16 protein-coding genes and 1 pseudogene are annotated in these 19,709 nt (G+C 76.4%); 6 read left to right on the top strand and 11 right to left on the bottom strand.

Going from position 1 to position 19,709, the window contains the following annotated elements; all coding sequences use genetic code 11:
* Positions 1–223 (bottom strand): annotated as a pseudogene (locus tag K1J50_RS16340) (hypothetical protein); the annotation flags it as partial.
* 393 nt (positions 224–616) lie between these two features.
* Between K1J50_RS16340 and K1J50_RS16335 the strand changes: the two are divergent.
* Positions 617–1,174, top strand: a complete 558-nt coding sequence (locus K1J50_RS16335) for a hypothetical protein (protein ID WP_220118831.1) — start codon at positions 617–619, stop codon at positions 1,172–1,174.
* Positions 1,175–1,349: 175 nt separating this feature from the next.
* On the opposite strand, the gene gpmI is transcribed toward K1J50_RS16335, so the two are convergent.
* The 3 genes from gpmI to K1J50_RS16320 all read right to left on the bottom strand — a co-directional run bounded on the left by gpmI (position 1,350) and on the right by K1J50_RS16320 (position 4,542).
* Positions 1,350–2,915, bottom strand: coding sequence for a 2,3-bisphosphoglycerate-independent phosphoglycerate mutase (gene gpmI, locus K1J50_RS16330; protein ID WP_255575369.1), 1,566 nt, complete (start codon positions 2,913–2,915; stop codon positions 1,350–1,352).
* A gap of 49 nt (positions 2,916–2,964) precedes the next feature.
* Positions 2,965–3,903: an ion transporter gene (locus K1J50_RS16325; RefSeq protein ID WP_220118830.1), complete on the bottom strand. Its 939-nt coding sequence runs from the start codon at positions 3,901–3,903 to the stop codon at positions 2,965–2,967.
* 141 nt (positions 3,904–4,044) lie between these two features.
* Positions 4,045–4,542 carry a 23S rRNA (pseudouridine(1915)-N(3))-methyltransferase RlmH gene (locus K1J50_RS16320; RefSeq protein WP_369413628.1) on the bottom strand — a complete coding sequence of 166 codons (498 nt, stop codon included), beginning with the start codon at positions 4,540–4,542 and terminating at the stop codon, positions 4,045–4,047.
* Positions 4,543–4,843: 301 nt separating this feature from the next.
* Here K1J50_RS16320 and K1J50_RS16315 point away from each other — a divergent pair, with 301 nt between their 5' ends.
* Complete coding sequence (locus K1J50_RS16315) at positions 4,844–6,217, top strand: MFS transporter (RefSeq protein WP_220118829.1); 1,374 nt, start codon at positions 4,844–4,846, stop codon at positions 6,215–6,217.
* A gap of 192 nt (positions 6,218–6,409) precedes the next feature.
* Entirely contained in the window at positions 6,410–6,769 is a 360-nt protein-coding gene (locus tag K1J50_RS16310; RefSeq protein WP_220118828.1) for a hypothetical protein, read from the top strand.
* Positions 6,770–7,180: 411 nt separating this feature from the next.
* Here the strand turns inward: K1J50_RS16310 and K1J50_RS16305 are convergent, their stop codons facing one another.
* From K1J50_RS16305 to K1J50_RS16275, 7 genes are all read right to left on the bottom strand, one after another.
* Positions 7,181–8,818, bottom strand: a complete 1,638-nt coding sequence (locus K1J50_RS16305) for a GMC family oxidoreductase (RefSeq protein ID WP_220118827.1) — start codon at positions 8,816–8,818, stop codon at positions 7,181–7,183.
* Positions 8,819–9,132: 314 nt separating this feature from the next.
* Positions 9,133–12,228 (bottom strand): efflux RND transporter permease subunit, encoded by a 3,096-nt coding sequence (locus tag K1J50_RS16300; protein WP_220118826.1) that lies wholly within the window; start codon positions 12,226–12,228, stop codon positions 9,133–9,135.
* Between the two features lie 48 nt (positions 12,229–12,276).
* Entirely contained in the window at positions 12,277–13,566 is a 1,290-nt protein-coding gene (locus K1J50_RS16295; RefSeq protein ID WP_220118825.1) for an efflux RND transporter periplasmic adaptor subunit, read from the bottom strand.
* A gap of 182 nt (positions 13,567–13,748) precedes the next feature.
* Positions 13,749–14,558, bottom strand: a complete 810-nt coding sequence (locus K1J50_RS16290; RefSeq protein WP_220118824.1) for a creatininase family protein — start codon at positions 14,556–14,558, stop codon at positions 13,749–13,751.
* Positions 14,559–14,646: 88 nt separating this feature from the next.
* Positions 14,647–15,891, bottom strand: coding sequence for a Zn-dependent hydrolase (locus K1J50_RS16285; RefSeq protein WP_220118823.1), 1,245 nt, complete (start codon positions 15,889–15,891; stop codon positions 14,647–14,649).
* Positions 15,892–15,923: 32 nt separating this feature from the next.
* Complete coding sequence (locus tag K1J50_RS16280; protein ID WP_220118822.1) at positions 15,924–16,364, bottom strand: VOC family protein; 441 nt, start codon at positions 16,362–16,364, stop codon at positions 15,924–15,926.
* A 144-nt stretch (positions 16,365–16,508) separates the two neighbouring features.
* Positions 16,509–17,021 (bottom strand): PilZ domain-containing protein, encoded by a 513-nt coding sequence (locus tag K1J50_RS16275; RefSeq protein ID WP_220118821.1) that lies wholly within the window; start codon positions 17,019–17,021, stop codon positions 16,509–16,511.
* 169 nt (positions 17,022–17,190) lie between these two features.
* Between K1J50_RS16275 and K1J50_RS16270 the strand changes: the two genes are divergently transcribed.
* The 3 genes from K1J50_RS16270 to K1J50_RS16260 form a co-directional block, all read left to right on the top strand.
* Positions 17,191–18,402 carry a class I SAM-dependent rRNA methyltransferase gene (locus K1J50_RS16270; RefSeq protein ID WP_220118820.1) on the top strand — a complete coding sequence of 404 codons (1,212 nt, stop codon included), beginning with the start codon at positions 17,191–17,193 and terminating at the stop codon, positions 18,400–18,402.
* On the top strand, positions 18,399–18,800 hold the full coding sequence (locus K1J50_RS16265; protein ID WP_220118819.1) for a DUF3293 domain-containing protein: 402 nt from the start codon (positions 18,399–18,401) through the stop codon (positions 18,798–18,800). The genes K1J50_RS16270 and K1J50_RS16265 overlap by 4 nt, the downstream gene beginning before the upstream one ends.
* Positions 18,801–19,327: 527 nt before the next feature.
* A partial coding sequence (locus K1J50_RS16260; RefSeq protein WP_220118818.1) for a transposase occupies positions 19,328–19,709 on the top strand: 382 nt, incomplete at its 3' end.

Here is a 19,709-nt window from a genome sequence, read left to right as displayed (position 1 = left end):
CGGCCGCGGCGTCGGCCGCGCGGGCGGCGGCGGCGGCGGCCTCGGCGTCCGCCCGCGCGGCGCGGCGCGCCTCGCCGAGGGCGGCGGGATCGGCGGCGGCCGACGACACGGCGGGGGCCGGCTGGGCCAGCGCCCTGCCGCCGGCTGCCGGCGCCTGCGGCCCCGACGACGGCAGGAACGGCGCGGCCGCCGTGCCGCCCAGCACCAGGCCCAGCACCGCCACGGCCGAGCCGCCGGCCCCCCGCCGTCGCGCGCGATCCTTCCGCAACCCCGCCCCCATCGGCGCGAGAGTGCGGCCGCTGCGCCGGGCCCGCAACGCCCGGACGCGAGGGGCGCGCCCGCCCGGAGGCGGTGCGGGGGCCGCCCGGCGGGCGCCGGGGGTCATGCTCAACCTATCGTCAGATGCGCGGCAGGCGGCGTTGGGTTAGACCGCGCGGCAGACGCCGGGACATGTCTAATCATCCAGACGAGACGCGATTTCGTCGTTCCGCAATGGCGTCGTCATCAAGAAGATACCGGATCTGGTCAAGTTCCGCTCATGGTTTCGGCTGACCGGAGAGAACGAATCAGTTTCGGTTCATCGTCCTGTCATTTCAGCGCGGGGGAGATCCGCTCCATGTTCCCAGCCACCTGGCCGAACGCCGAGTATCGCATGCACCGCGCCGGCGGCGGCGCCCGCCGGCCGGCGGACGATCGCGCCGCGCCGTTACCGCCGGGATCCGGGGTCTGCGGCCGATCGCCGGCGCCGCACGACCGGCATCCGGCGCGGGAACGCGGGCCGGAGGCCGGACCGGAGCCGCTCGCGGTGCTGGAGAGCTTCGTCGCCGGGCTCGCCGCCTGCGCCGCGCCGCGCACGCTGGCGACGCTGCGCGCCGGCACGGAGCTGACCCTGCGCCGCCCCGACCGGGCCGCCTTGCGTCCCGGCGACGGCGCGGGGGTCGTCGGCCCGGAGATCGAGGTCTGGACCGCCGAGGGCCAGCCCCTCGGGCGGCTGCCGCCCGAGGACGCCGCCGTGCTCGATCGCCTCGCCGCGCCCGGCGGGCCGGTGCGCGCGCAGGTCTCGGCGGTGGTGCCGGCCTTCCTCCGTCCGCGCGTGCAGGTGCGGATCGCCTTCGCCGAGGTGGCGTCGGCGGCCCGCTCCGCACCGGACGGCCGGTCGCCCGGCCCGCGCTGATCCGGCGCGGCGGGGCCGTTGCCGCCCGTCTCGGGCCTGCGGCGACGCCTCCGGCGGCGTCCGGCCGCCCGCGGCGGCCCTGGCGCCGTTTCCGCTCGGCCGTGCTCGCCGCAACGCTCGCCGTCTGCCGCGCGGATTCGCGCTTCCGGCCGTTTCCGGCCGCCCCCGATCCGCCCTAGGTGCCCTCCGGGTCGTCGCCGCGCAGCAGCGACCGCCCGGTCATCGCCGCCGGCTGCGGCAGGCCGAGCAGGGCGAGCAGGGTCGGCGCGACGTCGGCGAGCCGCCCTCCCTCGGCCAGCGTCGCGCCCGGCGGGCCGCCGAACAGCACCACCGGCACCGGATTGGTGGTGTGCGCCGTGTGCGGGCCGCCGGTCGCGGGGTCGCGCATCAGCTCGGCGTTGCCGTGATCGGCGGTGACCAGGAGCGCCCCGCCCGCCCTGCGGATCGCGGCGACGATGCGGCCGAGCCCGGCGTCCACCGCCTCGCAGGCGGCGATCGCGGCGGGCAGGCTGCCGGTATGGCCGACCATGTCGGGGTTGGCGTAGTTCAGCACGATCAGGTCGTACTTGCCGGAGTCGATCGCCGCCACCACGCGCTCGGTCAGCTCGGGCGCCGACATCTCGGGCTTCAGGTCGTAGGTCGCGACCTTGGGCGAGGGGACGAGGATGCGGTCCTCGCCCGGGAAGGGCTCCTCGCGCCCGCCGTTCAGGAAGTAGGTGACGTGGGGGTACTTCTCGGTCTCCGCGGCGCGGAGCTGGGTGAGGCCGGCGCGCGCCACGACCTCGCCCAGCAGGTCGTGCATCGGCTGCGGCGGGAAGAGCGTGGCGAGGCGGGCGTTCAGCTCGGCGGAGTACTCCGTCATGCCGGCGGCGGCGGCGAAGCGGATGCGGCGCGGCCGGGGAAAGCCGGCGAAGTCCGGGTCGAGCAGCGCGGCGAGGATCTGGCGCACGCGATCGGCGCGGAAGTTGAAGCAGAGCAGCCCGTCGCCGTCGCGCATCCCCCGGTAGTCGCCGATCACGGTGGGGGGCACGAACTCGTCGGTGATGCCGCGGGCGTGCGCCGCCTCCACCGCGGCGACGGGGTCGTCCGCGCGCGCCTCGCCCTCGGCCTCGGCCATGGCGCGGTAGGCCTTCTCCGTGCGCTCCCACCGCTTGTCGCGGTCCATCGCGTAGTAGCGGCCGATCACGGTGGCGACGCGCACGCCCGCGAGCGGGGCGAGGTCGGCGCACAGCCTGCGCAGGTAGTCGGGCGCCGCGCGCGGCGGGGTGTCGCGCCCGTCGGTGAAGGCGTGCAGCGCCACCGGCACGCCCGCGGCGGCGAGCGCCCGGGCGAGCGCCACCGCGTGATCCTGGTGGCTGTGCACGCCGCCGGGCGAGACGAGGCCCAGCAGATGGCAGGTGCCGCCCGAGTCCTTGAGCCTGGCGCTGAGGTCGGCCAGCGCCGGCAGCCGGGCGATCGAGCCGTCCGCCACCGCGGCGTCAATGCGCGGCAGGTCCTGCATCACCACGCGCCCGGCGCCGAGATTGAGGTGGCCGACCTCGGAGTTGCCCATCTGCCCCTCCGGCAGCCCGACGTCGAGGCCGGAGGTGCGCAGCAGGGCGTGCGGGCAGGATTCCCAGAGCGCATCGAAGTTCGGCGTGCGGGCGAGGCGCACCGCGTTGTCGGCGCGCTCCTCGCGCCAGCCCCAGCCGTCGAGGACGACGAGCATGACCGGGCGGGGGCGATGGCGGGGGTCGGGCATCGGACAAGGCTCCGCAGGGGATCGTCGGGCGCGTCGGGCGGCCGCCTCACTAGGCCGCGTCGCCGGCGCCGACAACACCGCCCCCGCCCCCGGCGCCGGGAGCGGCGTCCGCGGGCGCCGGTGCGCCGGCCGGCAGGCAGGCGCGCAGCGCGGCGACCTCCTGCCGCAGCGCCCGGACCTCCCCCAGCAGCTGCAGCGCGTCGGCGTGCGCCGCGGCCACGACCGAATCCGCGGCCGCCTGCGCCGCGCGCGCATCCGCGCTCTCGCGCTCCTCGCGCACGGCCTGGATGCTCTCGACGATCACGCCGATGAACAGGTTGAGCACCACGAAGGTCGAGACGACGATGAAGGGCAGGAAGAACATCCAGGCGAGCGGCTGATGCTCCATCGCCGGCTTCACGATGTTGGCCCAGTCGTCGAGCGTCATGAGCTGGAACATGGTGAAGAACGAGGCGCCGAGCGCGCCGAACCGCTCCGGCATCGCCTCGCCGTAGAGCTTCGTCGCCATCACGGCGAAGACGTAGAACAGCAGCGCCATCAGGAGCAGGATCGAACCCATCCCCGGCAGGGCGGCGAGCATCGCCTCCACCACCGTGCGCAGCGAGGGGACCAGGCTGACCAGCCGCAGCACGCGCAGCACCCGGAGCGCCCGCAGCACCGACAGCGCCCCGGTGGCCGGCACCCAGGCGATGCCGACCACGGCGAGATCGAACAGCCCCCAGGGATCGCGGAAGAAGCGCCCGCGGAAGGCGTAGATGCGCAGCGCCAGTTCGGCGGTGAACAGCCACAGCAGCGCGGTGTCGAGCGCCGTGAGCGCCCCGCCCCAGGTGGCCATGACGCTCGCCGAGGTCTCGAGGCCGAGCGTGACGGCGTTGAGCAGGATCAGGCCGATGACGGCGCGCTGGAACGGCGCCGCGGTCACGAACCGCGCGCTGCGTCCGCGCAGCGATTCGTCGGTGGCGTCGGCGGCCGTCAGGGCCTCCTGCATTCTCCCCCCTCCCCTGTCCCGGTCAGGCGCGGCGAGGGATGGCGACGCCGGCAGCGACGTTCAAGGGCGGGGCGGCAGACCCGGCGCGAGCAGGGCGGAGGCGGGGCAGGACGCCGCGCGGCGGACCGGCCCGGCCCCCGCTCAGGGCCGCCCTCCGCGATGGTAGGGATGCCCGGCGCGGATCGCCTGCGCACGGTAGAGCTGCTCCGCGAGCAGCCCGCGCACCAGCAGGTGCGGCCAGGTGAAGGGGCCGAGCGAGAGCACGTAATCGGCGCGCGCGAGCACCGCCGGGTCGAGCCCCTCCGCCCCGCCGACCAGGAAGGCGAGCGGGCGGCCGGACTCGATCCAGCGCGCGGTCAGCACGGCAAGCCCCTCGCTGCCCGGCGCCTCGCCGCCGAGGTCGAGCGCGACGGCGAAGGCGTTCCGCGGCAGCGCGGCGAGCAGCGCCGCGCCCTCGCGCCGCCGGCGCTCGGCCGGGCTCGTCCCGGCAGGCGCCTCGGCGACCTCGACGAGGCGCAGCGGCGGGCGCAAACGGGCGTTGTAGTGCGCGAACAGCGCCGCCTCCGGCCCGCCGTCGCCCCGCAGCCGGCCGACGGCGAGCAGCAGCGGGCCGGTCGCGCGAGCCGCGGCGGCAGGCACGGCCGGCCGGTCAGGGGAGAGGCGCGGCAGGCGCGCCGGAGCGCGGCGGCCGAACGCGCCGCTTGCCGGCGCGCGGCGCCAAGCCGTGCTTCCGCCCCGGGGTCAGCATCCTTCCCGCCTCCTGCCAGCAGGGCCGCCGCGGGCCACCGCTCCGCACCGATCCGCGGCCACGGCCGGCCACCCTGCGACGGGCCCGCGATCGCCGCAAGCGGGCCGGCGCTTGAGGCGCGCCGCGCCGTGCCTATCCTCGGCCGGCGCCATTCGCTCCCCGCCCCGACCGGCGCCGTGCGGAGGTCCCGCCATGCCGCCCCGCGCCTGGCTGCGGCTCGCGCCGCTCGGCCTCGGCAGCCTGATCGTGCCGCTCGACACGGCGGTGAATGTCGCCTTCCCGGCGATCGCCGCGCATTTCGCGCTGCCGCTGCCGGCGATCCAGTGGCTCGTGATCTGCTACGTCCTGACCTATGGCAGCCTGTTGCCGGGGATCGGGCGGGCCGGCGACCTGTTCGGCCATCGCGCGGTGTTCCGCTGCGGCCTCGCCGTGAGCATCGCCGCCTTCCTGCTCTGCGCCCGGGCCCCGAGCCAGGAGTGGCTGCTCGGCGCGCGCGTGCTGCAGGGGATCGGCGCGGCGCTGGTGCTGGGCTGCGGCCCGGCGCTGGCGACGCTCGCCTTGCCGGAGGCGATGCGCAGCCGCGCCCTCGGCGCCTGGCTCTTCGTCCTCGCGCTCGGCGGGACGCTCGGCCCCCTGCTCGGCGGCCTGCTGGTGCAGGCCTTCGGCTGGGAGTCGGTGTTCTGGTTCCGCGTCCCGCTCGCCGCCGCCGCGCTCCTGCTGCTGCGCGGCATGCCCGCGCCGCCGCGGCCGGCGCGGCGCGAGGCCTTCGACCTCGGCGGGGCGATGCTGCTCGCGCTCGCCGTCGGCGCGGCGCTGCTCGCGGTGAGCCAGGTGCGGCACCTCGCCGCGGGAGGGTGGCAGGCGCCGGCGCTCGGCGCGGCGGCGGCCGCGGCGCTCTGGGGGTTCGTGCGGCGCAGCCGGCGCGGCGCGCACCCGATCCTGGACCTCGCGCTGTTCGCGCGGCGGCACTTCGCGTGGACCCACGCCGCGAACGCGCTGGTGAATTTCGCAGGCTTCGCGGTGCTGCTGGTGGTGCCCTTCTTCCTCGCGCGCGTCGCGGAGCTGCCCGGTTCGCTCGCCGGGCTCGTGCTCGCCGCGGGGCCGCTCGGGGCGATGCTGGCCTCGCCGCTCGGCGGCTGGGCGCTGGCACGCCTCGCGCCGCTGCCGCTCGCCGTGGCGGGGCTGGCGCTGGCGGCGGGCGGCCTCGCGCTGATCGCGCTCTGGGACGGCGCGACCGCGACGCCGCTGCTCGTGCTCGCCTTGCTCGTGCAGGGGGGCGGGATGGGGCTGTTCCAGGTGACCTGCACGGAGACGGTCACGGCCGCGATGCCGCGCGAGGACCGCGGCGTGGCCGGGAGTCTCGCGATGCTAACGCGCACGCTCGGCGTGGTCGGCGCGGCGTCGCTGCTCAGCCTGCTCTTCGATGTCGCCGAGGCCGCGGCGCTGGCCGGCGGCGCGGACCGGGAGGCCGCGTTCCTGACCGCCTTTCGCGCGGTCTTCGGCCTCGCCGCGGCGGTGCCGGCGCTGCTGCTGGTGCCGTTCCTCCGCCGCGCGGTCCGGCCTTGAGGGGACCGCCTCGCGCCTCGCCCGCCAGAGGTGCGGAGACCGCCGGGCGCGCCGGCCTTCCCTTCTTTGTGGCAGACGCGCAACACCGTTGCGCCGAAGTGACTCTGCGGCGCTCCATTCTGCATATTCCCATTTAGAATGCCGGTCGCTTCTCGCAGCATGGTCCCAGGGGATCGCTCGGGGATAGGCGACATGAACCGAGACGAAGGCTACGGTCAGGACGTCACGGCGGGGGCGCCGGCCGGCGGGACATCGCACGCCCCGCCCGGCCCGGACGAGGCGATCGCCCGTCAGGGCGAGGCGCGGAGAAAGGCAGCCCCCGCCACGGGCGGGGCGGCGAAGCCCCGGCGCCCCGGCGCCGGGGCGCGGACGGCCTGGGCGCATCCGAGACCCCGCGCCGCCGCCCCCCTGCCGCCGCCGACCGAGGCGGAGGTCCGCCGCATGGTGGCGGAATTCCAGGCGCGCGGCGGCCAGATCACGGTCTGCCGCCCGGTCCACCTCCTGCCGGTGCAGAACGGCGCGGGCAGCGACGCCAAGCGCTGGACGGCCTGACGCCGGCGCGCGGGCCCCCCTGCCCGCCGCCCCCGCCCGCGGCTCGGCCGCGGGCGGAGTAGTCCGGCACCGCCTCGCCGGACACCGGGGCGGTCGCGCCGTGGCCGCCGCCAAGGTCCTCCCGCGTGCCGCGGCCGGTGTCGGGCACGCCGCTCGTGCGGCCGCGCGCTTGCGCGAGCTCCTTTGCGTCGTGCCCTTCGCCGGCCACGGCGACGCTCCGCCCGCAGGCCCGGCGGGCACGGCGGCGCGCCCCGAGGACGTCCCGCTCGCGCCCCGGCCTCAAGCGGAAGCGCACCAGGCTGAGAGCGGCCATGGCGAATCCCGCGTGCCCGGCGGCGCCTGGCGCACGGCCATGCCGGACCCGGCGCCCGGCCCGGCGGAGCGAATTCGCGTCCTGCCGGGAGCGGCGCCTCAGGCGGCGAGCGCCTGGCGTGCCTTCGCCGCGGCGCGGATCAGGTCGGCCGCCTTCTCGCCGATCATGATGCAGGCCGCGTTGGTGTTGCCCGAGACCACCGTCGGCATGATCGAGGCGTCGGCGACGCGCAGCCCCGCGATCCCCCGCACCCGGAGTTCCGTGTCCACCACCGACGCCGGGTCGGAGCCCATGCGGCACGTGCCGCAGGGGTGGAAGATCGTCGTGCCGGTGCGCCGCGCATGGGCGAGCAGCGCCTCCTCGCCCTGCGCCTCCGGCCCCGGCAGGTATTCGGCCTCGACGAAGGGGGCGAGCGCCCGGGTCGCGGCGAGGCGGCGCGTCAGCTTCAGCCCCTCGACGATGCAGCGCCGGTCGGTCTCGGTGGCGAGGTAGTTGGCGCGGATGCGCGCCGGCACCGAGGGGTCGGGCGAGGCGAGCGTGATCGTGCCCCGGCTCTCCGGGCGGAGCTGGCAGACGCTGATCGTGAAGCCGGGGAAGGGATGCAGCGACCGTCCGGGCCCGTCGGCACTGAACGGGATGAAGTGGTACTGCACGTCCGGCGTCGCGCTGCCCGGCAGCACGCGCGCGAAGAGGCCCGCCGTGCCGGCGCTGATCGTCAGCATGCCGCGCCGGAACAGCGCGAATTCGAGCGCCATCCCCGCCCGGCCGCGCAGGCTCGCCATGCGGTCGTTGAGCGTGACGCCGCGCCGGCGGCAGCGATAGACCATGCGCGCCTGGAAGTGGTCCTGCAGGTTGCGCCCGACCTGCGGCAGATCCTGCACCACCGGGATGCCGAGCGCGGCCAGCTCCTCCGCCGGCCCGACGCCGGAGAGCAGCAGGAGCTGCGGCGAGGCGATGGCGCCGCCGCAGAGGATCACCTCGCGCGCCGCCCGCGCCTCGCGCAGCGCGCCGCCCTGGCGGAAGGCGACGCCGACGGCGCGGCGGCCCTCGAACAGGAGGCGCGTCGCCTGCGCCCCGGTCTCGATCCGCAGGTTGGGCCGCCCGCGCGCCGGCTTGAGGTAGGCGGTCGCGGCCGAGCAGCGCCAGCCGTTGCGCGCCGTCACCTGGTAGAAGCCGGCGCCTTCCTGGGTCGGGCCGTTGAAGTCGTCGTTGCGCGGCAGGCCGAGCTCGACCGCGGCCTCGATGAAGGCGCGGGCGAGCGGGCCCCGGTCGCGCAGGTCGCTCACCCCGAGCGGCCCGCCGGCGCCGTGCAGCGCATCCGCCCCGCGCTCCTGGTCCTCGGCACGCCGGAAGTAGGGCAGCACGTCCTCGAACGACCAGCCGGTGCAGCCGAGCTGGCGCCAGTGGTCGTAGTCCTCCTTCTGGCCGCGGATGTAGATCAGGCCGTTGATCGCCGAGGAGCCGCCGAGCACGCGCCCGCGCGGCCAGGGGATGCGCCGCCCCTCGAGCTCCGGCTCCGGCTCGGTCTCGAGGTTCCACGACAGCGTCGGGTGGAACATCGTCTTGCCGTAGCCGAGCGGGATGTGCAGCCAGAGGTTGCGGTCGCGCGCGCCGGCCTCCAGCAGCAGCACGCGGACGGAGGGGTCCTCCGACAGCCGCGCCGCCACGGCGCAGCCGGCCGAGCCCGCGCCGACCACGATGTAGTCGGCAACGAGCGCGCCGACCTCCCCGCTCATCGCCGCCCCGCCCGCCGCCGCGCGGCGCGCGCCCCGGTCCCTTGCCGCATCCGCTCCCCCTCGGTGCCCGTGCGTGCCCCCGCAGCCTAGAGCGGATCGCGGACGGCGGGAACCGGCCGGAAGCGCGGATCCGCCCGACAGGCAACGGGCCGGAGGCGTCGTCGTGCGCACAGCCGAGCGGGCACGGCTCCGGGCCCGAGCGCGGGCGGCCGGCAGCGGCGGACGGGAGCCGGCGCGGCAGGCCACGTGCCGGAGCCGTCGCCGCGACCGAAGCGGGCAGCGACCGTCCGCGCCCGGCCGGGGACGCGCCGGCGCTACTCCGCCGGCATCGCCCCTTCCACCGCCGCGGCGTCGCGGCGGGAGAAGCGCCGCGCCAGGCGGTCGAAGCCGAGATAGAGCACCGGGGTGACGAACAGCGTCAGCGCCTGGCTGACCACGAGGCCGCCCACCACGGCGACGCCGAGCGGCTGGCGCAGCTCCGCCGCCGCGCCCCAGCCCATCGCGATCGGCACCGCGCCGGCGCCGGCGGCGAGCGTCGTCATCATGATCGGCCGGAAGCGCAGCAGCGAGGCATGGCGCACCGCGGAGAGCGCGTCCTCGCCCCGCCGCTGGCGGGCGAGCGCGACGTCCACCACCATGATCGCGTTCTTCTTGACGAGGCCGATCAGCAGCAGCACGCCGATCACCGCGATCACCGAGAGGTCCATCCCGAACAGCCAGAGGGTGGCGAAGGCGCCGAGCGCCGCCGCCGGCAGGCCGGAGAGGATGGTCAGCGGATGGACCAGGCTCTCGTAGAGCACGCCGAGCACGACGTACATGATGAGCACCGCGGCGAGGACCAGCAGCCCCTGCCCCGCCAGCGCCTGCTCGAAGAGCTGCGCCGTGCCGGTGAAGCCGGTGACCACGGTCGGCGGGATGCCGGCCTCCCGCTCCACCGCGCGGATCGCCGCCACCGCCTCGCCGAGCGAGACGCCGGGGGCGGTGTTGAAGCCGATCGTCACCGCCGGGAGCTGGCCCTGGTGGCCGACGGTGAGCGGGCCGGAGCGGCGCTCGATCGTCGCCACCGCCGAGAGCGGCACCAGCCGCCCGCTGCTCGAGCGCAGGTAGAGCTTGGCGAGGCCGGTCTCGTCGCGCTGGTCCTCGGGCAGCGCCTCGAGGATCACCGGGTAGGCGTTGGCCTGGCCGTAGATGGTCGAGATCTGGCGCGAGCCGAAGGCGGAGTAGAGCGCCTGCCGCACCTGGTCCTGCGACACGCCGAGCGCCGCGGCGCGGTCGCGGTCCACGTTCACCAGCACCACCGGCGCGTCGAGCTGGAGGTCGGTGTTGACGTCCTGGAGCTGCGGCAGGCGGGCAAGGCGCTGCTCCAGCCGCTGCGCCCAGTCGTAGAGCTCCTCGAGCCTGAGCCCCTGCAGCGTGTACACGTAGAGGGTGCGCGTCGGCCGCGCGCCGAAGGTGATGTTCTGGATCGGGTTGACGAACACGCGCAGGCCGGGGACGACGTTGACCTGCCGGCGCAGCTCCTGGATCACCGCGCCGATCGGCGGCCGCTCGCCCGGCGGCTTCAGCTCGACGAACAGCCGCCCCTGGTTTATCGAGGCGCTGCTGATGCTGACGCCGATCGAGGAGACGACCGAGGTCACGTGCGGCGAGGCGCGCAGGATCTCGGCGGCGCGGTTCTGCATCGCCGCCATGCCCTCGACCGAGACGCCGCGCGGCCCCTCGGTGTTGACGACCAGCAGGCCGGTGTCCTCGATCGGGAAGAAGCCCTTCGGGATGGCGACCGCCATCCAGGCGGCGCCGGCGGCGGAGGCGAGGAAGACCACCCACACCAGGGCGCGGAAGCGCAGCGCCCGGTCGAGCAGCCAGGCATAGCCGCCCTCGAGCAGCCGCAGGCCCCGCTCCAGCACCGCGGCGAAGGGCGAGGGAGGGGCATGGGCCTTGAGGCGCGAGGCCATCAGCGGCGTGAGGGTGAGCGAGACGACGCAGGAGGCGGCGACGGCGAGCGAGACGGTGGCGGCGAAGGCGTTGAACACCCGCCCCACCACCCCACCCATCAGCAGGATCGGCAGGAACACCGCGATCAGCGAGAGGGTGATCGAGAGCACGGTGAAGCCGATCTCCCGCGCCCCCCGGATCGCCGCCTGGAGCGGCGACATGCCCTCCTCGACGCGGCGCATGATCGCCTCCAGCACCACGATCGCGTCGTCCACCACGAGGCCGACGGCGATGGTGAGGCCGAGCAGGGTGACGTTGTCCACGCCGTAGCCGAGCAGGTACATCAGGCCGAAGGTGACGCAGAGGCTGATCGGCACCGCGACCGAGGGGATCAGCGTCGCCGAGAGGCGGCGGAGGAACAGGAAGATCACCAGCACGACGAGGCCGATGGCGATCGCCAGGCTCTCCTGCACGTCGTGCACCGCGGCGCGGATCGAGCGCGAGCGGTCGAGCATCACGCCGAGCTCCGCCCCCGGCGGGATCGCCTCGGCGAGCGCGGGCAGGCTCGCCCGCACGCCGTCCACCACCTCCACCGTGTTGGCGTCGGGCTGGCGCATCACCGCGAGCACCAGGGCGCGCCTGCCGTCGCGCCAGGCGGCGACGCGCTGGTTCTGCACCCCGTCCACCACCTCGGCGATCTCGTTCAGCCGCACCGGGGCGTTGGCGCGGCCGGCGACGACCAGGCGGCCGAACTCCTCCGCGTCCTGCGGCTGGTCGTTGGCGCGCAGCGTGAGCTGCTGGCGCTCGCCCTGCAGCAGCCCGACCGGGGCGTTGGAGTTCGCCTGGATCACCTGCTGCTGCACCTGGTCGAAGGCGAGGCCCATGGCGGCGATGCGGTCGGGGTCGAGCCGCACCCGCACCGCGTAGAGCTGCTCGCCGAAGATCTGCACCTGCGCCACCCCCGGCACGCGCGACAGGGCAGGGCCGATGATCGTGGTGGCGATGTCGTTCAGCCGGTAGAGCGGCACGTCGCCGTTGGTCGCGAGCGTCAGCAGCAGCACCGGCGCGTCCGCCGGATTCACCTTGCGGTAGCTCGGCGGCGTGGTCATCTCCGCGGGCAGCCGCCGCTGCGCCCGGGTCAGCGCCGCCTGCACGTCCTGCGCCGCGGCGTCGATGTTGCGGCCGAGCGCGAATTGCAGCGTGAGCTGGGTGGTGTCCTGGCCGTTGACCGAGGACATGCTCTCGAGCCCGGCGATGGTCGAGAACTCGCGCTCGAGCGGCAGCGCGACCGAGGTCGCCATGGTCTCCGGGCTCGCCCCGGGCAGGGTGGCGAAGACGGTGATCACGGGGAAGTCCACGCGCGGCACCGCCGCCACCGGCAGGCGGAGATAGCCGAGGATGCCGGCGACGATGGCGGCGACGGCGAGCAGCCCGGTCGTCACCGGGCGGCGGATGCAGAACTCGGAGATGTTCATGGCCGTCCCGCCATCCGTCCGCCGTTCCCCGCGCCGCCTCCGCGCGCCTCAGTGCGCGGCGGCGCTGACGTGGGGGGGCGCCGGCATGGGCGCCGCCGGTCCGTCCGCGGTGGGGCGGCCTCCCGCATCCCCCGGCGCGCCGGGGCGTCCGCCGCGATCCACCGCGCGCATGCCGTCGGCGACGCGCTGCGCGCCCTCGACGATCACCCGCTCCCCGCCGCCCAGCGCGCCGCGCACCACGGCCCGGCCGCCGACGGTGCGCACCAGCTCGACCGGCCGCCGGCGCGCCAGCCCGTTCTCGAGCACGAAGACGAAGCGTCCCTCCTGCCCCGCCTGCAGCGCCGCCGCGGGGACGCTGATCGCGTCCGGCTCGATGCGCGGCGTGAGCGTCACCTGCACGTACTGGCCCGGCCACAGCCGCAGCTCCGGGTTGCGGAAGCGGGCCTTGAGGGCGATCGTGCCGGTCTGCACGTCCACCGCGCTGTCCACGAACACCAGCTCGCCCTCCAGCGGCGGCCCGGCGTCGTTGTCGGCGCGGACCCGCACGGCGGGCGCCGGCCCCGTCCCGTTCGCCGCCGCCGCCATCGCCGCCCGCAGGTCGGGCAGCCAGCGCTCCGGCACCGAGAACTGCACCAGGATCGGGTCCATCCGCGTGATGGTGGCGAGCGCGGTGTTCTCCGCCTGGCGCACGAAATTGCCGGCGCGCAGCGGCAGCGCGCCGAGGCGCCCGTCCATCTCGGCGACGATGGTGGCGAACTCGATGCCGAGCCGGGTCTGCGCCGCCAGCGCCTCGCCGGCGCGGACATTGGCGGCGGCGGCCGCGGCCTCGGCGGTCGCCTGCTCGAGACGCTGCTGCGCCGCGAAGCCCTCGCCGCGCAGCGACTGGTAGCGCGCCTGGTCGGCCCGGGCGCGTTCGAGCAGGGCGCGGTCGCGCGCGATCTGCGCCTCCTGCTGGGCGAGCAGGGCGCGGCTCAGACGGGAATCCAGCGTGAAGAGCGGCTGGCCGCGGCGCACCATCTGGCCTTCCTCGACGTGCACCGCCTCGATCTGCCCGTCCACGCGCGTGCGGACGGTGACCACCGCCTCGGGCACGACGATGCCGTTGGCGAGCACCTCGACCGGCTCGGGCCCGCGGCGCACCGGCTCGGTGGCGACGGCGACGGGCGGCGGCGGGGCGGGGCGCGGGGAAGCCTGGGGCGCCGTGGCGGCGCCGGCCGCCTGGCCGCCGAGTGCCGCGGGCAGCCGCCAGCCCTGCGCCTCCAGGTGGCGCCAGCCGGCAACGCCGCCCGCGACGAGGAGCGCGGCCAGGACCACGAGGCGGAGGCGCGGCGATCCCATCGGCTCGTCCCGTCAGATGTTCCGCGGCAGGAGATGGCGATGCCCGCCGCGGCGGCGAGAGCGTCTCACATTCCGTTACACGCCGGCGGTTCCGAGGCGCGGCGTAACCAGACTAGGACATGCCCGCACCCGGGTCCACAAGGCCGCGCCGGCGGCGCTCGGCGCCGCCGCCCTCCGCCGGGTCAGCCGGCGGCGGGCGGCCGCTGCGCCCGGCCCGGCGCCCAGACCGGATCGGGCGCCCGCCACAGCGCCGGGTCGCGCATCGCGCGCGCCAGCGCGGCGGCGACCGCGGCGACGATCCGCTCCCCCTTCTCCGCCGTGGCGGCGCGCGGGTCGCCGCGCACGCCGGTGCGGGGCGCGCGCTCCTCGAAACTCCAGAAGCGCGAGAAGGCGGCGGGGGCGGCGGGAGCGGCGGCGTTGGCGAGGGCGTCGGCGATCCGCTCCCGCCGCACCTGGGCCGCATCGAGCGCCAGCCAGACGCTGGTCTCGGCCTCGCAGGCGTGCTGCACGCCGGGCTGGGCGGTCAGCACCGCGGCGATCTCGGTGGCGGCGACCGCGGGCCAGGAGGTGGCGACCACCGGGATGCCGAACTCGTGCGCGAGCTCGCGCGCCGAGACGGCGAGCGGCTCGATGTTGCCGCCGTGGCCGTTGACGATGAGGAGCCGGCGGAAGCCGTCGGCGCGGATCGAGCGGACGACGCAGCGCAGCAGCGCGTGGAAGGTCGCGTAGTCCACGCTGATCGTGCCGCCGAAGGGGAAGTGGTGCTCCGAGAGGCCGGTCCAGACCGGCGGCAGCACCACGGCGGGGACGTCGCGGGCCTGTTCGGCGGCGCGGCAGGCGAGCGCGTGGGCAATGAAGCTGTCGGTCCAGACCGGCAGGTGCGGCCCGTGCTGCTCCAGGCTGCCGACGGGCAGCACCACCAGCGCATCGCGCGCGGCGAGGTCCTTGAGCTCGGGCGCGGTGAGGCGGTCCCAGCGGACGTCGAGGGTCATCGGCGGCGTTTCCCTTCCGGTGCCGGCGCCAACCGTCCCCGCCGGCGCGGCGCCGGTCAACGGGTCCGCGCGGGCGCGGGCGGTGCCGTCAGAGCGGCCGGTTCGCCCGCGCCAGCACCGCCTCGAACAGCACCTGGCAGCCGGCCTCCGCCTCCTCGGGCAGGATGCTCTCGGCCTCGTTGTGCGAGAGTCCGTCCTTGCAGGGGGTGAAGATCATCGCCGTCGGCACCCGGCGGGCGACATAGACCGCGTCGTGCCCGGCGCCGGAGACGATCTCGCGCGCCGAGTAGCCGAGCCGCGCCGCCGCCTGGCGCACCAGCTCCACGCATTCGGGATCGAAGGGCTGGTGCGGGAAGCGGAACAGCTCATGGAGCTCCAGGCCGACGCCGCAGGCGCGGGCGATCGCCTCCGCCTCGCGCGGGAACTCGGCGGCGAGGCGCTCGATCTCGGCGGTCTCGGGGTGGCGGAACTCGACGCTGAAGCGCACCTCGCCGGGGACGACGTTGCGGCTGTTCGGCAGGACCTGGACGAAGCCGACCGTGCCGCGCCCGTCCTCGCCGCGCGCGCGCATCATGCGGTCCACGAGGTCGATGATCCGCGCCGTCGCCACCAGCGCGTCCCGGCGCACCGCGGGCGGGGTGGTGCCGGCGTGCGAGTCCTGGCCGGTGCACACCGCGTCCCACCAGACCTGCGCCTGCGCGCCGGTGACGATGCCGATCTGCTTGCCCTCGCGCTCCAGGATCGGGCCCTGCTCGATGTGCAGCTCGAAATAGGCGTCGGCCGGGAAGGCCGCGGCCGGCTCCGGCCCCCGGTAGCCGATCCGCTCCAGCGCCTCGGCCACGCTCACCCCCTCGACGTCGCGCAGGCCGTAGGCCTTCTCCAGCGGATAGACGCCGGCCCAGACGCCGCTGCCCATCAGCGAGTGGCCGAAGCGGCTGCCCTCCTCGTCGGTCCAGTTGACCAGCTCGAGCGGCGCCTCGGTGACGATGCCGAGGTCGTTCAGGGTTCGCATCACCTCGAGCCCGGCGAGCACGCCGAGCGCGCCGTCGAACTTCCCGCCCGAGGGCTGGCTGTCGAGGTGGCTGCCGAACAGCACCGGCTTGCGGCCGGGATCGCGCCCCTCCCGGCGGGCGAACATGTTGCCGATCGCGTCCACCCGCACCGTCAGGCCGAGCGCCTCGCACCATTCGCGGAAGCGCTCCCGGCCCTGGCGGTCCACCTCGGTAAGCGTGAGGCGGCGCACGCCGCCCCGCGGCGTGGCGCCGATCTCGGCCATGGCCATCAGGCTGTCCCACAGCCGCTTGCCGTCAATGCGCTGGTTGGTGCCGCTCATCGGGTGGGGAGATCCTTCGCTGCTGCCGCCGGTCAGTAGATCGGCCAGATCCCGGGGGTGGCCAGCTCGCCGAGATGGCCGTCGGGGTCGCGGAAATAGAGGCTGTGGCCGCCGCGCGGCCAGTCGGTGCGGCCCTCGATGGCGACACCCTTGGCGACCAGCCGCGCCTCCCAGGCCGGGAGGTCGGCGCGGGCGATGGCGAGCGCGTAGTGCACGGGCCCCGAGCCGTCATGCGGCGGGATGGTGCCGCCCGGCAGCCGCGTCGCCTGCATCGCGGCGCCGCGCTGGAACACGAGCAGCGCGCTGCGCCCGCCGACGTCGTAGGCGCTGAGGCGCGCATCGGCGAACATCGGCCGCAGGCCGAGCACGCCCTCGTAGAAGGCGCGGGCGCGCGCCATGTCGTCCACGTAGAGCGCGGTCTCCAGCACGCCGGCGAGCGGCGGCGGCGGATCGTCCTGCGGCGGGGCCGTCATGCGGGCATCATGCGCCGCCCCCGCCGCGCCGCAACCCCGAAGGTCCGGGCCGGCGCGGGGAAGGCGCCCGGGGAGGGAGGCGGCGCCCCCCTGCCCCGCCGCCGCGGCCGGGGGGGCGCGCCGGTCCGCCGCGGCGGCCGCGCCTCAGGGGTGGCGGCCCTGGGCGCGTTCGCGCAGCAGCGTCTCGAGCCGGGCGCGCGCCGCCTCGGCCGCCTCCGCCGCCTCGCGCAGGGCCTCGTCGTCGAAGAAGCGCACGGCGCGCAGCCGCCGCATCGCCTCCTCCAGCTGGCCGTCGCGCAGGGCCTCGTAGGCCGCCCACGCCAGCTCGGCGGCCTCGCGGCGCAAGGTCGCCTCGCCTACGAACTCGAGACCGATCTCCAGCCCGCGCACCCAGCGGCGCCGCGCGGGAAAGACGCCGCCGCCCGCGAAGTGCAGCTCGACCCGCTCCGGCGGGACCACGGGCTGCGCCACGCGCACCCGGGCGCCGCGCACGCTGCTGTTCAGCACCACGCAGTCGAGGATGGTGTCCCCGGCGACGATCTTCGCCCGCTTGAGCACGCCGACGCGCGGTGCCCGCCGCCGCTCGCCCCCCGTCCGGGTCCCGGGCAGGGCCATTGCCCGGGCCGCCTCGTCTTCGGCGAAAGCGCCCCTGTCCATGTCACCGCTCCCTGCCCGTAGCGGGGGGCGGGACCGGACCCGGCCCGCGCCCCCCGGCGGCTTCCGCGCCGTTCTTCCGCGCGACGGCGCAGATAACGATGCCGGACCGATTCGAAAAGGGGGCGGCGCCGGTGCGCGTCCCCCCGGCGCATGCTACGGCGCACGGCGCATGTCCGAGACGCCTCCCCCCTCGACCCGTCCCGTCATCCGCCTGCTGCCGGGCCGCGACCGGCGCGTGAAGGCGGGCCATCCCTGGGCCTTCTCCAACGAGATCGCGATGGACGCGGCGGCGCGCGCCGTTCCGCCCGGCAGCGTGGTGCGGCTGGTCGGCGACGACGGCCTCGTCCACGGCGCCTGGCACTTCAACCCGCACAGCCTGATCGCCGCGCGCCGCCTCGACCGCGACCCGGAGGCGGCAATCGATGCCGCCTGGTTCCGGGCGCGGCTCGCCGCGTGCCTCGCGCTGCGCGAGCGGCTGTATCCGACGCCGTTCTACCGGCTCGTGCACGCCGAGGCCGACGGCCTGCCCGGGCTGGTGGTGGACCGCTACGGCGATGCCCTGGCGCTGCAGGCCAACACCGCCGGCATGGAGCGCGCCACGCCGGCGCTGGTCGAGGCCCTGGCCGCGCTGCTCGCGCCGCGCGCGATCGTGGCGCGCAACGACGCCGCCGTCCGGCGGCTGGAGGGGCTGGCCGAGGAGGTGCGCCCGCTGCACGGCACGGCCGAGGGCGGCGCGACGGTCGAGGAGGGCGGCCTGCGCTTCCCGGTGAACCTGCTCGGCGGGCAGAAGACCGGCTGGTTCTACGACCAGCGCGAGAACCGCGACCGCGTGGCGCCGCTTGCCGCCGGCGCCGAGGTGCTCGACGCCTTCGCCCACACCGGCGCCTTCGGGCTGCGCTGCGCCGCCGCCGGCGCCCGGCGGGTGACGCTGCTCGAGAGCAGCGCGCCGGCCCTGGCGCTCGCCGCGGAGGCGGCGCGCGCCAACGGCCTCGCCGGGCGGATCGAGACGATCCGGGCCGACGCGATGGAGGAACTCGCGCGTCTCGCCGAGGCCGGCCGGCGCTTCGGCCTCGTCATCGCCGACCCGCCCGCCTTCGCCAAGAGCCGCAAGGACCACGGGCCGGCGCTGCGCGGCTACGCCAAGCTGGCGCGCCGGGCGGCGGCGCTGGTCGCGCCGGGCGGCTTCCTGTTCCTCGCCTCCTGCAGCCACCACGTCGCCCCGGGCGAGTTCGCCGAGGCGGTGCTGCACGGGCTGTGGCGGGCGCGGCGGCGCGAGACGGCGCGCATCCTGTTCCAGGGCGGCGCCGGGCCCGACCATCCGGTGCATCCGCTGCTGCCGGAGAGCGCCTACCTCAAGGCGATGCTGCTGCACCTGCCGTGAAGGCCGCGCTCCCGGCCCGACTGCTGCGCGCCTGGCGGACGACGGCGTACGAAGCGGGGGGCGCCGTGGCGCGCATCGGCCGGCGCGACGCCGCCGTGGACCGCCTGCTGCGCCGCCTCGGCGCGCGGCAGGGGGCGTTCGTCTCGGCCTGGAACCCGCGCGCGCGGCGGCTTCCGAACGGCTGCAACGCGCGCCGCCACGCCCTGCTGCGCGCCGCGGCGCGGCGGCTTCCCTTCGCCGAAGGCTGGGGGCGCGGCCGCGGCTGGGCGGAGCGCCACCTGCTGATCGCCGGCGATCCGCGCCGGCTCGCGGTGCTGGCGCGGCGCTTCGGTCAGTACGGGATCGTGGCAGTCCGTCGCGGCGCCCCGGCGCGCCTCGTCCTGCTGGCGAGGCGGTAGAGCCGCTCGGCCGCTTCCGCTCGGTGGCGCCGTCAGCGCGGTCGCGGCGGCGGGTTCGCGCCCCCGTCCGTTTCCGGCGTCCCGCGAACCGCTCCCCGGCACGCCCGATCGCGGCTCGCCGACGATGACGAAGGCGCGGCAGGGGGCAGGGACGGGCGAGATCGGCAGGGTCCCGTCGCCCCGGGTGCGAGACGGCGGCAGCCCTCGCGTCCGAGCGAGGCCCGCGCGATGCGGGTGCGCCGCCGGCGGCGTCCGGCATCGTGCGGCAGGGAGGCGAGCCGAAGCGCACAGGAGCGCAAGGCGACCGCGACAGGGACCGTGCCTGGCGCCGGCGGTCGGCATCGCCGCCCTTGCCGACGGTCCCTCCGCCGGGCAGTGCGCCGCTCCGGCCGGCCGGCGGGCTCGTGCGGGGAGCGGCAAGGCTGCGCCGGGCGGAACCGCCCCGGCCACCCGGACGCCTCGAAAACCCCCTGGCTGCGACGCGGTGTGATCTGATTCGCTTCGGCTGGTGATGGCGGGGGCGCGGCATGGCGGGGCAGGCGCGTTTGTTCGACGCGGAGGAGCGTCTGCGCTGGCTCTCGGCCTCGGGCGGCCCGCTGGAACGGCTGCGCGCCGTGGTGGATTTCGAGGCGTTCCGTGCGGAGCTCGAGGCGGCGCTGCCGCGGGCGGACCGCAGCCGCGGCGGGCGGCCGCCCTACGACGCGGCGCCGATGGTCCGCGTGCTGGTGCTGCAGGCGCTCGGCACGCTTTCGGACGAGCAGACCGAGTACCAGCTGCGCGATCGGCTGTCGTTCATGCGCTTCGCGGGCCTGGCGCTGCACGAGGCGGTGCCCGATGCCAAGGCGGTCTGGCCCTGCCGCGGGCGGCTGACGCGCGCGGGCGCGCTGGCCCGGCTGTTCGCCCGCTTCG

It is taken from the genome of Caldovatus aquaticus (genome assembly GCF_019458025.1).
GTDB lineage: Bacteria > Pseudomonadota > Alphaproteobacteria > Acetobacterales > Acetobacteraceae > Caldovatus > Caldovatus aquaticus.
This window is presented reverse-complemented; position numbering and strand designations above follow the sequence as displayed.